Below are 14209 nucleotides of genomic sequence, written 5' to 3' on the forward strand. Positions count from 1 at the left end.
CCATGGGTATGCCTGCCTGGGAGCGCTATATCGGTCTCCCCCTCCTGATGCTGCACGACAAGCTCTACAAGGCCACCGACGGCAAGATCGGACGCACCATCCCGTTCGGTCCGCCGGCGCTGATCCTGCACACCGTCGGCGCCAAGACCGGTCTGGCGCGGGCGAATTCGCTGACCTACGCCCGCGACGGCGCCGACTACCTGGTGGTCGCGTCCAAGGGCGGTGAGCCCACCGCACCCGGCTGGTATCACAACCTGAAGGCCAACCCGGCCGTCGAGATCAACGTCGGCCCCAAACGCATTCCGGTGACCGCCCGGGCGGTGTTCCCCGACGATCCCGACTTCGACCGGCTGTGGAAGATCGCCAACAATATGCTCGGGAACAAGGACCGCTACATCGGCTACCAGAAGCGCACGTCGCGCCCGATCCCGGTCGTGGTGCTGAGCCCTTAGAGCAGTTCCTTCGCCAACAACTCCAGGGTGCGTTCGCGGGCCGGTGCCGTCACGGCATCGGTGCCGCGCAGCGCCGAGCCGACGGGGTTGACCATCACCTCGTCGACATCGAATTCGGCTGCCATGGCGCGGATCTGGTCGGCTGCCTGCCCTGGGTCTCCGACGATGGTGCGGGCCCGGCCCGAGTCGACGATCAGCTGCTCCTGCGGGGACAGATCGGCGGCCTCGGCGTCCTCGACCAGGTCGAGCGGGCCCAGCGGGCGGCCGGTGCGCAGCCGCGCCATCATCTGCAGGTTGGGCAGCAGCAGCCGGTGCGCCTCGTCGCCGCTGTCGGCGACCGACGCATTCACGGTCAGGAAGGTCACCGGCCGGGCCAGTAACGGACTGGGCCGGAACTCGGCGCGGTAGGTGGCCAACGCCTCTGCGGTGCCCTGCCCGGAGAAATGGTTGGCAAAGACATACGGCAGCCCCTTGGCCGCGGCCAGGTGCGCCGAATACATCGACGAGCCCAGCAGCCACAGGGTGCACTCACCGATGGCGGCCGGGGTGGCCTTCAAGGTGTAGTCCTGCTGGGCGAGCATGCCGCGGGACAGCTCGACCCGGGCGCCCTGGGCGCTCATCAGCGCCGCCACGTGGTCGAGGTATTCGGGGAAGCGTTCGATGTCCTCGTCGTTGTGGGCGCGCGAGCCGCGCAGCGCCATCGAGGTCACCGGGTCCGAACCCGGGGCGCGGCCGATCCCGAGGTCGACGCGGCCCGGGGCCACGGCCTCCAGCAGTGCGAACTGTTCGGCGACGGCCAGCGGCGCGTGGTTGGGCAGCATCACCCCACCCGAGCCCAGCCTGATGCGCGCGGTCTGGTTGGCCAGATAGGCCAGCAGCACGGGCGGGCTGGTCGCCGCGACGGCGGGCATGTTGTGGTGTTCGGCCACCCAGTACCGGGTGTATCCCAACCGGTCGGCGGTCTGAGCGACCCGCACCGTAGCCGCCACCGCGTCCGCGGTGCTCTGATCGGTGCGGACAGGGACCAGGTCGAGGACAGAAAGACGCATTGAACACACAACGCCACCGGTCACCCGTTTCGTTCCCGCCCGCCCCGGCGATTTGTGCACATCCAGTAACGGAGCGCGTTACTCGATGTGCGCAAGTTCCGCGGCGGTGGTGCACACGTCGTCGAGCATCGCCGGGGTCAGCCGGCCGGTGAACATGTTCTGCTGGCTCGGGTGATAGCAGCCCAGTAGCACCGCGCCCGAAGCCAACCGCACCGCGGCGCCGTGCTCGAACACCGGTTTGGGCTGCCCGGTCAGCTCGTCGGCCAGTAACCCGAGCGCCACCTGCCAGGCGAAGGTGCCCAGTGCCACCACCACCCGGACATGCCGGGCCACCAGCTGCCATTCCGCGGCCAACCACGGCGCACAGGTCTCCCGTTCGGCCGGGGTCGGTTTGTTGGCCGGCGGCGCGCAGCGCACCGGTGCCACGATGCGGACCGTGCTGCTGCGCAACCCGTCGGCGGCGTCGACGCTGACGCCCGCGTTGACCAGACCGGCCCGGTGCAGCGCCGCGAACAGCTGGTCACCGGACCGGTCACCGGTGAACACCCGGCCGGTGCGGTTGGCGCCGTGCGCCGCAGGCGCCAACCCGACGATCAGCACCCGCGGGCGACGCGCACCCCAGCCCGGGACCGGACGCCCCCAGTAGGGCTCGTCGGCATAGGCCCGGCGCTTGGTGACGGCGACGTCCTCACGCCAGTCGACCAGCCGCGGGCAGGCCCGGCACACACTCACCGCGGCATCGAGGGCCGCAAGGGTCTGCGCGGCGGCTGCCAGCGCCACCACCTCGGCGGTGTCATGTGCCACCGGCGTGGTCGGGGTGGCCGGATCGCCGGGCCAGCCCGTGCCCGGCGGCACCGGCGAGACGAACGGCCGCCGGTTCCGGGGATGGCGGTCAGGCATGATGCCATCCTGCAACGCCCGCGCGAAAATCGATCGCCCGGCGGTCGATTCCGCGCTAGATTCGCCGCGATATCTGATGAGCACCCGTAGCCGTGGCCCGGCGTTCCTGATCCTGTTCGCCGCGCTGACGGCCGGTGCCGGCAACGGCATCTCGATGGTCGCGTTCCCCTGGCTGGTGCTGCAGCGCAACGGTTCGGCGTTCGAGGCCTCCCTGGTGGCGATGGCGGGCACGCTGCCACTGCTGGCCTCGACGGTGATCGCCGGGGCGGCGGTCGACTACATCGGCCGGCGCCGGGTGTCGATGATCTCCGATCTGCTGTCGGGGCTGTCGGTCGCGGCGGTCCCGGTGATCGCGCTGGCGTTCGGCGCGGATGCCGTCAACGTCGCCGTGCTGGCCGCGCTGGCCGCCCTCGGTGCGGCGTTCGACCCGGCCGGGATGACCGCGCGCGAGACGATGCTGCCCGAGGCCGCCAAACGGGCCCGCTGGACCCTGGATCACGCCAACAGCGTCTACGAGGCGGTGTTCAACCTCGCCTACATCGTCGGGCCCGGTATCGGCGGCATGCTGATCGCCACCATCGGCGGTATCGAGACCATGTGGGTCACCGCGGCCCTGTTCGGCTGCTCGATCGTGGCGATCTCGGTGCTGCGTCTGGAGGGTGCCGGCAAGCCGGACCGCACCGAACTGCCCGACCGGGTGTGGGCCGGTGTGGTGGAGGGCCTGTCGTTCGTATGGAACCTGAAGGTGCTGCGGACGCTGGCCCTGATCGATCTGACCGTCACCGGCCTCTACGTGCCGATGGAGGCCGTGCTGTTCCCCAAGTACTTCACCGACCGCAACGAGCCGGCCCAGCTGGGCTGGGTGCTGATGGCGCTGTCGGTGGGCGGGTTGATCGGCGCGCTGAGCTACGCGGTGCTCTCGAGATACGTCAAGCGGCGCACCACCATGCTGATCGCCGTCATCACCCTGGGGGTGGCGATGACGATCATCGCGTTCCTGCCGCCGCTGCCGCTGATTCTGGCGCTCTCGGCCGTCGTCGGCTTCGTCTACGGACCGATCCAGCCGATCTACAACTACGTCATGCAGACCCGGGCACCGGCCCATCTGCGTGGCCGGGTGGTCGGGGTGATGGGGTCGTTGGCCTACGCCGCGGGTCCGCTGGGCCTGCTGTTGGCCGGCCCACTGGCCGATACCGCGGGTCTGCACATCACCTTCCTGGCGCTGTCGGTGCCGATGCTGCTTATGGGTCTGGTGGCCATCGGGCTGCCCTCGTTGCGCGAGCTGGACCGCGACCCGGGACCCGGTCGGTAGTCCACCCCGCGCCGAAACCATGCGTTTGTCCTGCACAGCGCCGGTTGGGCTCCTACGCTGTGCGCGTGCGGTTTAGGTGGCCACTGGTCGGGAGAACGGCAGAAACACAGATCATTCGGCATGCGGTGACGGCACCGGACCTGCGCGGCATCGTGGTGTCCGGCCCGGCCGGGGTAGGTAAGAGCCGTGTCGTGCGCGAGGCGCTGCACGGTGCCCGTCCGCAGTGGATCGTCGGCACCACCGCCGCCCGGGAACTGCCGCTGGGTGCGTTCGCTGCGTGGGCGCCCGACCCCGACGGGGACCGTCTGCAGCTGGTCCGGGGCGTGATCGACGCGGTGACCGCCACACCCAACGGTGCGCCCGCACTCATCGGTGTCGACGACGCGCAACTGCTCGACGATCTGTCCGCGTTCGTGCTGCACCAGATCGTGCAGCGCGGTGCCGGCCGGGTGGTGCTGACGGTGCGTGACGGTGAGCCCGTGCCGGACCCGGTCCGCGAGATCTGGAAGGACCACCCGTTCGACCGCCTGGAGCTGCGCCCGCTGCGCCAGACCGAGAGCGCCGAACTGCTCAGCGCGGCGCTCGACGGGCCGGTGGATCCCGATGCCGCGCAACGACTCTGGGATCTGACCCGGGGCAATGCGCTGTACCTGCGCAATATCGTCGAGCAGGAGCTCTCCGACGGTCGTCTCGAGATGCGCGACGGTCGCTGGCAGTGGGTGGGCCAGCCGGTGCTGCCGACCAATCTGGTCGAGTTGATCGAATCCCGCTTCCGGGACCTGGCGCCGGCCGTCGGCGAGGTGATCGACGCGCTCGCGGTTGCCGAACCGCTGGAACTGTCCGTCCTGCAACGGATCACCTCGGTCGACGCGGTGGAAGAGGCCAACGTCCGCGAGCTGGTCGTCTTGGGTGACACCGCCGGTGGTGTGGAGGCGCGCATCTCGCATCCGCTGTACGGCGAGCTACGCCGGACCCGGACCCCGGTGGCCAGCCTGCGCCGGTTGCGCGGGCGCATCGCGACCGAACTCGCCACCGGCGACGGCGACGATATGCGGCTGACGGTGCGGCGCGCGACGCTGAGCGTCGATTCCGACCTCGCCCCGGACCCGGAGATGCTGGTGACCGCCGCCCGCGGCGCCATCCGGCTGGCCGACCTGACGCTGGCCGAACGGTTGGCGACCGCCGCCGAACACGCCGGCGCCGGGCCCGAGGCCGCCTACCTGCGGGCCCATGCCCTGTCCTGGCTGTTCCGCGGCCAGCAGGCCGAGGATGTACTCGCCGGTACCGATGACGCGGGACTGCCCGATGCCGAACGGGCCCGGTTCGCGCATCTGCGCGCCTCGAATCTCCTGTGGGCGCTGCAGCGGCCGACCGAAGCCAAGGCGCATATCGACTCGGTGTCCGCGGACTTGGACATCCACGGCACCCACCTGCTCGACGCGTTCCGCACCGTGTACTGGTGGGCGATGGACCAGCCCGCGAAGGCCGAATCTGTCGCGGAATCGGTTGATCTGGAATCACTTCCCGAAGTCGTCGCCGCGGAGACCGCGTGGGCGCTGGCCACCATCGCCGCCGATGCCGGGCGCACCGGCGCGGCGCTGAACCTGGTCAGCGCCGGGCTGCGGACTTCCACACACGCCGTCGACACCCCGCACATCCGGTTCAACCTGGCCGATTCGGCGTTGACGGCGTTCATCCTGTCCGGCCTGCTCGCCGATGCCGAGCGAGCTGCCGTGCGCGCTCAGGCCGAGGCCACCGACCTGCCCGGCGTCGCGCATTCACTGGGGCCCGCGATCGCGGCGCGCGCCGCCCTGGCCTGCGGCCAGATCACCTCGTCCACCGCACTTTTCGATCAGGTGTCCGTCGTCCTGGCCGGGCACGCGACGGGCTGGGGCTTCCGCTACAACATCGCCCGGGCGACCGCGCTGGCGATGCGCGGATCGGGCAACGAGGCCGCCGAAATCCTCGACCGACTCGACACGCTGCCACGTAGCTTCCGCCAACTGGACTACGAGCGCAGCCTGGGCAGGGCGTGGGTATCGGCGAGCCAGGGTGCCCTGCACGAAGCGATCGGGATCCTGTGGGCGGCGGCCGACGCCGCCGCCGGGAAGAACCAGTTCGCCGCCGAGGTGCTGCTGCGGCAGACCGCGACACAGTTCGGCGACCGCACCCAGGGCGACCGGCTCGGCGAACTGGCCACCTTGGTGGAGGGCCCGCGGGCGCCGTTGGCGGCCCGGTTCGCCGCCGCACTGCATGCCGGGGACACCGACGAACTGACCTCGGTGTCCGAGGAATTCGAGCAGATGGGCGACCGGGTGGCCGCCGTCGATGCCGCCGCGCACGCGGCCATCGTGCACCGCAACGCGGACCGTAAGGGCTCGGCGTTGACATGCTCGGGCCGGGCCGACACGCTGGCCGCCGAATGCGGGGTCAGCACACCCGCCCAGGAACAGGCCAGCGAGCGGATTCCGCTGACCGCCCGGGAACGTGAGGTGGTGGCCGTGCTCGCCTCGATGACCCCGATGCCGAGCAACCGGGTGATCGCCGATCGGTTGACGCTGTCGGTGCGCACCGTGGAGGGCCATATCCTGCGGGCGATGGCCAAGACCGGAACCACCACCCGGGCCGAACTGGCCGAACTGTTCCGTCGACGCCGCCCCTAGACTTGCGCCCGTGAGTTCCGCGTTGGACGGCCTGATCGCCGCATTGCCCGAGGGCACCGTCGTCACCGATCCCGATATCGTCGCCTCCTACCGGCAGGACCGCGCCGCCGACCCGGATGCCGGGACCGCACTGGCGGTGCTGCGGCCCCGCGGCACGGCCGAGGTACAGACCATCGTGCGGTGGGCGGCGCAGCACGGTGTCGCCGTCATCCCGCGCGGGGCGGGCACCGGTCTGTCCGGCGGGGCGACCGCCCAGGACGGCAGCGTGGTGCTGTCCACCGAGCGGATGCGCGATATCAGCGTCGACACCGCGACCCGCACCGCGGTGGCCCAACCCGGCCTACTCAACGCCGAGGTGAAGAAGGTCGTCGCCGAACACGGCCTGTGGTACCCGCCGGACCCGTCCTCGTTCGAGATCTGCAGCATCGGCGGCAACATCGCCACCAACGCCGGCGGTCTGTGCTGCGTCAAATACGGAGTCACCACCGACTATGTGCTGGGCCTGGAAGTGGTGCTGGCCGACGGCACCGCGGTGCGCCTCGGCGGTCCGCGCCTGAAAGATGTTGCCGGACTGAGCCTGACCAAGCTGTTCGTCGGCAGTGAGGGCACGCTCGGCATCATCACCGAGGTCACGTTGCGACTGCTGCCGCCCCAGCACACCCCGTGCACCGTGGTGGCGACCTTCGACTCGGTGGAAGCTGCCACTGAAGCTGTTGTTGCGGTGACCGCACGTATCCGGCCGTCGATGCTGGAGTTCATGGACGCCGCGGCGATCAACGCCGTCGAGGACAAACTGAAGATGGGCCTGGACCGCAGCGCGGCCGCGATGATGGTGGCCGCCTCCGACGACCGTGGCCCGGCCGGCGCCGAGGATGCCGAGTTCATGGCCCGGGTGTTCTCCGAAGCCGGTGCGACGGAGGTGTTCTCGACATCGGATCCGGCCGAGGGCGAGGCCTTCGTGGTGGCCCGCCGCTACGCCATCCCCGCGGTGGAGGCCAAGGGCTCGCTGCTCTTGGAGGATGTCGGGGTTCCGCTACCCGCGCTCTCGCACCTGGTCGCCGGGATCGAGAAGATCGCCGCCCAGCACGACCTACTGATCTCGGTGATCGCCCATGCCGGTGACGGCAACACCCACCCGCTCATCGTGTTCGATCCCGCCGACGCCGGTATGGCGCGACGGGCCGAGGTCGCCTTCGGCGAGATCATGGACCTGGCGGTGTCGCTGGGTGGCACCATCACCGGCGAGCACGGTGTGGGACGGCTCAAGAAACCTTGGTTGGCAGGATATCTGGGGCCTGAAGCCATGGACCTGAACCGTCGGATCAAGGCGGCGCTGGACCCGGCAGGCATACTGAATCCGGGGGCCGGAATCTAGACGGGAGCATCGTGGAGCCTGTGCACTTCCAAGGCGCGGTCGAGGCCGACATCAGGGACTCCACCCCGGACTGGGGGCCGTACCGCACCGCGACGGCGCCGGCGGGCGCACCCAATGTGCTCTATCTGCTGTTCGACGATATCGGCATCGCCACCTGGGATTGTTTCGGCGGCCTGGTCGAGATGCCGAACATCACCCGGATTGCCGAGCGCGGGATCCGGTTGAGCCAGTTCCACACCACCGCGCTGTGTTCGCCCACCCGCGCCGCGCTGTTGACCGGGCGTAACCCGACGAGCGTCGGGGTGGCCTCGGTGCTCAACATGGCCGACGGGTACCCGGGACATCACGGCCGCATCCCGCCGGAATCGGCGATGATCTCGGAGGTGTTGAGCGAACGCGGCTGGTCCACCTATGCCGTCGGGAAATGGCACCTGGCCCCGATCGAGGACTGCCATGCCGCAGGGTCGCGTCGGTACTGGCCACTGCGCCGGGGCTTCGACCGCTTCTACGGATTCCTCGACGGGATGACCGACCAGTGGTATCCCAGCCTGGTCCGCGACAATCAGCCGATCGATCCGCCGGCCACGCCGGAAGAGGGCTACCACCTGTCCAAGGACCTCGCCGACAACGCCATCGAGTTCCTGCGCGACCACCGCGCCGGTGCACCCGACAAACCCTGGTTCATGTACCTGTGCCCCGGTGCCGGGCACTCACCCCATCAGGTGGACAGTACCTGGGCCGACCGGTACCGCGGCACGTTCGACATGGGCTATGAACGCTACCGCGAGATCGTGTTGGCCAACCAGCACCGGCTCGGCCTGCTCCCACCGGAAACTGGCCTGTCCCCGATGAATCCGTACGCCGATGCCCACAGCCCGGACGGTATCGAGTGGCCGGCCGGTGAGAACGTCACCCCGTGGGACTCGCTCACCGACGACGAGAAGCGCGTGTCATGCCGGATGGCCGAGGTGTTCGCCGGGTTCCTGAGCTACACCGATGCGCAGATCGGGCGCATCCTGGATCATCTGGAAACCACCGGGGCACTGGACAATACGATCGTGGTCATCATGTCGGACAACGGAGCCAGCGGCGAGGGCGGACCGGACGGCACACTGGCCGAGTCGGTGCCGATGTTCGGCGGTACCGACACCACCGCGGAGCGGGTGCGGCGGTTACCCGAATTCGGTGGCCCGGCAACGCAGATGAACTACTCCAATGGCTGGGCGATGGCCTTCAACACGCCCTACAAGCTCTACAAGCGTTATGCCTCGCACGAGGGGGGCATCGCTGACCCGTGTGTGATCTCCTGGCCGGCCGGACTGGCGGCCCGCGGGCTGACATCCGATCGGTACACCCATGTCAGCGATGTCACGCCCACGCTCTATGACCTGTTGGGCATCGGTGCGGTCGACACCGTCGGCGGTATCGCCCAGACACCGCTGGAGGGCACCAGTTTTGCGGCCGCACTGCATGATCCGTCGGCCGAAACCGGCAAAAGCACGCAGTTCTACTCGATGTTGGGCACCCGCGGCCTCTGGCATGACGGCTGGTTCGCCAACACCGTGCACCCGCCCACGGCGGCCGGTCCGCGCGGCTGGTCGGCGTTCGACCGCGACCGTTGGGAACTGTTCCACATCGCCGCCGACCGCAGCCAGTGCCACGACCTCGCCGCCGAACACCCCGCGAAACTGGCCGAGCTGCAGGCGTTGTGGCACGAGCAGGCAGTCGCCCACCACGCCTACCCGCTCAGCGACCTGAGCGTCGGGGAGATCATCGGCCGCGCGCTCGCGGAGATCGGCGAACCACCTCGGCAGGCGATCCTGCTGCCGGGCGCTCCGGCCGGGCACACCGCATTCCGCGGCCTCGTCCGGGGGCGTTCCTTCACGTTGCACACCGCGGTGGCCGTGTCCGACGATGCCGAGGGCGTCCTGTTCTCTCAGGGATCGCGTCATGGTGGCCAGGCGCTGTTCGTCGCCGACTCCCGGCCGACCTACGTGTGCAACCACGCGGGAACCGAGCAGACCGTCGTCTCCGCTGCGCCGATCCCGGCCGGCACGCACGTTCTCGCGGTCACGTTCACCCGTACCGGCAGCGTGGACGGCACGCCGGACGTGATCGGCGATGTCACCATGACGGTGGACGACCATGTTGTCGGAACTGCGGAGGGCCTCCGGATGGCCGGGATGGACATCCTGCAAAGGATCTGCGCGGGGCGCAGTGTCGCCTATTCGGTATCGGCGCAGTACAGCTCGCCGTTCCCGTTCCGCGGCGGCAGCTTCGACGAGATCGTCCTCGACTTCCACGATGCGGACCACAGCGCGGGACCGCCCACCGAGACCGTCTTCGCGGCGGACTGAGGGGCTAGGGAGCCGGCGTGTAACCGACGGCAGCCTTCACCTCGAGATACTCGTGGAAGCCGAAATCGCCCCGCTCGCGCCCATTTCCGCTCGATTTGTACCCGCCGAACGGGGCGTTGATATCGAAGGCATGATTGATCGCGACAGAGCCCGCCCGGATGCGCCGGGCCACCGCCCGGGCAGCCTCGATATCGGCGGCCCAGACATAGCCGGCCAGCCCGTACTCGGTGTCGTTGGCGATCGCGATCGCCTCGTCGAGATCGTCGTAGCCCAGGATGCACAGCACCGGTCCGAAGATCTCCTCGCGGGCGATGGTCATATCGTTGGAGACCCGGGCGAACACCGTCGGCTTCACGTAGTAGCCGGTGCTCAGACCGTCAGGGCGGCCCAACCCGCCGACCACGAGTTCGGCCCCGGCGTCGATGCCCTGAGAGATCAGGCCCTGGATCTTGTCGAACTGCACCTTCGAGGCGACCGGACCGATGGCCTTGTCGTCGGCCAGATCCCCGACGACGACGGATGCGCCGACCTCGCGGGCAATGGCGATCGCCTCGTCCATCCGAGAATTCGGGACCAGCATGCGCGACGGCGCATTACAACTCTGCCCGCTGTTGAGCATCATCGCCGACACCCCGGCACCGACACCGGTCGCGAACGAGTCGTCGTCGAGCACGATGTTGGGGCTCTTGCCGCCGAGTTCCTGACTGACGCGTTTCACCGTCGGTGCTGCGTTGCGCGCGACCTCGATACCTGCGCGGGTCGATCCGGTGAAGGACACCATGTCGATATCGGGGTGGCTGGACAGAGCCGCACCGACGCCGGGTCCGTCGCCGTGCACAAGATTGAACACACCCGCGGGAACGCCTGCGGCGTCCACGATCTCGGCGAAGATCTGCCCCGAGTACGGCGCCACCTCGGAGGGTTTGAGCACCATGGTGCAGCCGGCCGCCAGCGCCGGATAAACCTTGGCCGCGATCTGGTTGAGCGGCCAGTTCCACGGGGTGATCAGTCCGCAGACACCGATGGGCTCCTTGATCACCCGGGTGCTGCCGCGGTCGGTTTCGAACTCGAACCCGGTGAGCGCCTCGATGGCCGACGCGAGATGACCGAGGCCCAGATTGACCTGCAGTCCGCCGGATAGTCCGGGAGGGGCACCCATCTCCTCGGCGACCGCGTCGGCGAGGTCGGGCAGCCGGCTCTGGTACTCGGCGAGGATCGCACCCAGCACCGCCAGCCGCTCCTCCCGACTGGTCTGTGACCAGTCCGCGAACGCGCGACGTGCCGTGGTGACGGCCTTGTCCACATCGGCCGCCGAGCCGAGCGCGATACGGCCCGAGACCTCTTCGGTACGCGGATTGTCGACCTCGAGGGTCGCCGAGCCGACGGGATCGACCCACTGACCGTCGATATAGAACCGGAGGTATTCACGCATGGGGACAGCCTTCCTTGTCGGCGCGGCACGCGGGGCCGGTTCGGGACAGGATGTGCGCGCAGATGTCGCGTTCAAGTCGCGCTCCGACGGCGCGGCCGCGGGCCGTTTGGCCTCGTAGAGCGCCGCCGCCGGGCGGGCTGTCCGGCGGCCTCCGGCCGAGGTCGCAAACATCCGCATCCAGTCACCGCCCTAGACTCATGCCATGGGTGTCGTCTATCTGGTCCGGCACGGGCAGGCCAATCCGGCGGCGTACGGCATGGCGTCCCGGGAGGCCGGTACCGGCGGCCTGACCGAGAAGGGTCGGGCACAGGCCAAGAGCACCGGCGTGTGGCTGGCCGAACGCACCGGCACGGTCACCGCGGCGGTCTCGGGTGCGCTCGCCCGGCAACGTGAGACGTTGGAGTTGATCCTGCCCGCCCTGGACGTCGACACCGGGCCTACCGGCGTCCGCTGCGACCCGGGCTGGGACGAATACGATATGGACGCCATCCTGGGCGGAGGTGAACGGGCTGCCACCGGGGTCGGTAAGGATCTACAGCGCGAGATCGACGCGGCGTTGGTCGACTGGGTGGCCGGAGCGCCGGTTCCCGGCGGAGAAACCTACGGACAGTACCGGGATCGCTGCGCCGCGGCGTTCGAGGCGGTGCGCTCCGACTCCGGTAGCGGGCGCACCGTGGTGGTCGCGTCGTCGGCGGGCACCATCTGTCAGGTGCTCGCCGCGCAGTTGGGTCTCGACGGCGCCGGCTGGATCCGGCTGTCCCGCACGATGATCAACGCATCGATCACCAAACTGATCGTCGGTGGCCGCGGCGCGTCGGTGGTGTCGATCAACGAACACGGTCATCTCGAGGGCGGCGCGGACCTGATGACCTTCCGCTGAGCGGTCACAGCGCGAACTCGTCGAACCGGATCGCGCCGGCCGCGGTATCGGTCATGTCGACGTACCAACTGGTGACCGTTCCGGTGCCGGTGTGCAGCGCCTGGAACACGATCAGATCGTTGTTGCCGATGTATGGTTCGCCGCGCCGTGGCGCACGGGTCGGCAGCACCGGCATGAGGCCACCCGGATTACCCTGGGCCAGATAGTTCTTCGCATTCCACGGTGACGGTGGAACGGTGCGTTGTGCCCCCGAGATCGGCAGGAAAGCGCCATAGCTGTTGCCGGTGTTGGACGCCTCCAGATAGTTGACGCCGCCGGGTGAGACGAACCGGTTCCACAGGTGGCTGTGGCCGTTGTACACCAGATCTACGCCGGCGTCCTCGAACAGCGGCGCCACGTCGCGGACCAGGATGTTCTGTTCTGCCGGGTACTCGTAGCGGATACCGGTCAGTCGGCCGGCGTCATCGTGTTCCTCGATGCGCTGGGGATGGGCGAACGGCGGCATGGCGTTCTCGCCGAGGCTGTTCGGCCCCTCGTGCAGCATCACCACGGTGTAGCGGGCCGCCCGGAACTCCGGCGAGTCCAGTTCTGCCTTCAGCCAACGATATTGCGCCGAGCCGACTCTCAGATCCTCGAAGACGAACTCGCCGTACCCCTGCGCCAGCGGGTCGCTCAGGTTGCTCGTCGCCTCCCGGTAGCGCGTGCTGCCGGCGGCGTCGACACTATCGGCGCGCCAGATGCGGGTGGCGAACAGGGTCACCAGCCGGATGTCGCCCACCGTGGTGGCGTAATACCGTTGCCCGCAGGGCAGCGTGAAGATCTCCTCGAAAGTGGTCGTCGACCACGAATTATCGTGCACCCATTGCACTTTGCCCGCTGCCCCGCCGCGGTAGGCCGCTTCGGCCACCGCCCGGGGCACCGGATTGCCGAAGGAGTCGTCCAGCGAACTGTGCCCGGCGCGGCGGCCCTGTACCTCGTGGTTGCCGACGGCCGGGTACAGCGGCGCATTCTGCAGGATCGCCGCACCGCGGTACACGGTGCCGTCGGTGGCCTCACGGCCGCCGCGACCCTGCATCGCCGGGAAGAACGCCGAGCCGCGTTGATCGTCGAACCATTCCGAGGCACGGTCGGGGACGTTGACCAGATCACCGGGCATGAACACCGCGTCGATGGGCCCGAGTTCGGCGGCGATGGTGCGCTCGGCCCACTCCAGGTTGGCCGGGGTGTTGACCATCAGCTGGTGATCTGAGGTCAGCATGATCACCGCGGGCTCGCCCGCCACCAGCGGCCCACGGGCACTGTGCGTTCCCGATACCGCCGCGGTGTCACCGTGCACGCTGACCACCCGGTAGGGCAGCCGCGCACCGGCGGGCACCGCGATCCTCGCGCTGTGCCGGAACACATCCCGGTCGGCGATGCCGGTCACCGGTTTGCGGTCGGCCGGCAGTCGTGAATCGGCGTCCTCGCCGACCTGGGACAGCTTCGTCGTCGACGCGGTGTACACCTCGACATCGGGTGCCCCGGCGTCGAGTGCCTGCCGGATCTGCCTGTCGGACAGCGCACCGACCCCGGGCCCCACCAGGACATGGTGCGCATCACCGCCGAATTCGGTGAACCAGGCGACCTCGGTGACCTCCGGAGCGGGGCGCTGCAGGAACGGATCGGTCAGCAGGACAGCCGTTTTCTGTGCCTGCACCGGTGCCACCCCCGTCACCGCACAGATCGCCACACACCCGAGTATCACGCAGGTCCGCAGGTTCACGCATCCCAGCGTGGGCCACCGGGGTGA

General features: G+C 69.2%; 10 protein-coding genes. 6 read left to right on the plus strand and 4 right to left on the minus strand.

Translation table 11 applies throughout. The features are described 5' to 3' along the window. Positions 1 to 2: 2 nt before the first annotated feature. Positions 3 to 452, plus strand: coding sequence for a nitroreductase family deazaflavin-dependent oxidoreductase (locus ACLBYA_RS00690; RefSeq protein WP_447707433.1), 450 nt, complete (start codon positions 3 to 5; stop codon positions 450 to 452). Here the strand turns inward: ACLBYA_RS00690 and ACLBYA_RS00695 are convergent. Both ACLBYA_RS00695 and ACLBYA_RS00700 read right to left on the minus strand, forming a co-directional pair. Beyond that, positions 449 to 1501, minus strand: a complete 1053-nt coding sequence (locus ACLBYA_RS00695) for an LLM class flavin-dependent oxidoreductase (protein ID WP_447707434.1) — start codon at positions 1499 to 1501, stop codon at positions 449 to 451. The genes ACLBYA_RS00690 and ACLBYA_RS00695 overlap by 4 nt on opposite strands. Positions 1502 to 1579: 78 nt before the next feature. Continuing rightward, positions 1580 to 2401: a uracil-DNA glycosylase gene (locus ACLBYA_RS00700; RefSeq protein WP_447707435.1), complete on the minus strand. Its 822-nt coding sequence runs from the start codon at positions 2399 to 2401 to the stop codon at positions 1580 to 1582. A 76-nt stretch (positions 2402 to 2477) separates the two neighbouring features. On the opposite strand from ACLBYA_RS00700, the gene ACLBYA_RS00705 reads away from it, so the two are divergent. The 4 genes from ACLBYA_RS00705 (at position 2478) to ACLBYA_RS00720 (ending at position 10108) form a co-directional block, all read left to right on the plus strand. Beyond that, positions 2478 to 3713: an MFS transporter gene (locus ACLBYA_RS00705; protein ID WP_447707436.1), complete on the plus strand. Its 1236-nt coding sequence runs from the start codon at positions 2478 to 2480 to the stop codon at positions 3711 to 3713. Between the two features lie 125 nt (positions 3714 to 3838). Then, positions 3839 to 6376, plus strand: a complete 2538-nt coding sequence (locus ACLBYA_RS00710; protein WP_447707437.1) for a LuxR C-terminal-related transcriptional regulator — start codon at positions 3839 to 3841, stop codon at positions 6374 to 6376. Positions 6377 to 6386: 10 nt separating this feature from the next. Beyond that, complete coding sequence (locus tag ACLBYA_RS00715) at positions 6387 to 7751, plus strand: FAD-binding oxidoreductase (RefSeq protein ID WP_447707438.1); 1365 nt, start codon at positions 6387 to 6389, stop codon at positions 7749 to 7751. 20 nt (positions 7752 to 7771) lie between these two features. Then, the gene (locus ACLBYA_RS00720) at positions 7772 to 10108 is read left to right on the plus strand and encodes an arylsulfatase (protein ID WP_447707439.1); all 2337 of its coding nucleotides are present in this window, start codon (positions 7772 to 7774) and stop codon (positions 10106 to 10108) included. Between the two features lie 4 nt (positions 10109 to 10112). Here ACLBYA_RS00720 and ACLBYA_RS00725 read toward each other — a convergent pair whose 3' ends face one another. Then, a complete protein-coding gene (locus ACLBYA_RS00725) occupies positions 10113 to 11540 on the minus strand; it encodes an aldehyde dehydrogenase family protein (RefSeq protein WP_447707440.1) in 1428 nt (475 codons plus the stop codon). Between the two features lie 202 nt (positions 11541 to 11742). Here ACLBYA_RS00725 and ACLBYA_RS00730 point away from each other — a divergent pair, with 202 nt between their 5' ends. Then, positions 11743 to 12420 carry a histidine phosphatase family protein gene (locus ACLBYA_RS00730; protein ID WP_447707441.1) on the plus strand — a complete coding sequence of 226 codons (678 nt, stop codon included), beginning with the start codon at positions 11743 to 11745 and terminating at the stop codon, positions 12418 to 12420. A gap of 4 nt (positions 12421 to 12424) precedes the next feature. Here the strand turns inward: ACLBYA_RS00730 and ACLBYA_RS00735 are convergent, their stop codons facing one another. Continuing rightward, the gene (locus ACLBYA_RS00735; protein WP_447707442.1) at positions 12425 to 14182 is read right to left on the minus strand and encodes a metallophosphoesterase family protein; all 1758 of its coding nucleotides are present in this window, start codon (positions 14180 to 14182) and stop codon (positions 12425 to 12427) included. Positions 14183 to 14209: the final 27 nt, after the last annotated feature.

Source organism: Mycobacterium sp. C31M (assembly GCF_053345865.1).

Excerpts from the sequence above, each read along its gene's own strand:
- ACLBYA_RS00690 (WP_447707433.1), top strand. The coding sequence starts at position 3 with ATGGGTATGCCTGCCTGGGAGCGCTATATCGGTCTCCCCCTCCTGATG.
- ACLBYA_RS00695 (WP_447707434.1), bottom strand. The coding sequence starts at position 1,501 with ATGCGTCTTTCTGTCCTCGACCTGGTCCCTGTCCGCACCGATCAGAGC.
- ACLBYA_RS00700 (WP_447707435.1), bottom strand. The coding sequence starts at position 2,401 with ATGCCTGACCGCCATCCCCGGAACCGGCGGCCGTTCGTCTCGCCGGTG.
- ACLBYA_RS00705 (WP_447707436.1), top strand. The coding sequence starts at position 2,478 with ATGAGCACCCGTAGCCGTGGCCCGGCGTTCCTGATCCTGTTCGCCGCG.
- ACLBYA_RS00725 (WP_447707440.1), bottom strand. The coding sequence starts at position 11,540 with ATGCGTGAATACCTCCGGTTCTATATCGACGGTCAGTGGGTCGATCCC.
- ACLBYA_RS00730 (WP_447707441.1), top strand. The coding sequence starts at position 11,743 with ATGGGTGTCGTCTATCTGGTCCGGCACGGGCAGGCCAATCCGGCGGCG.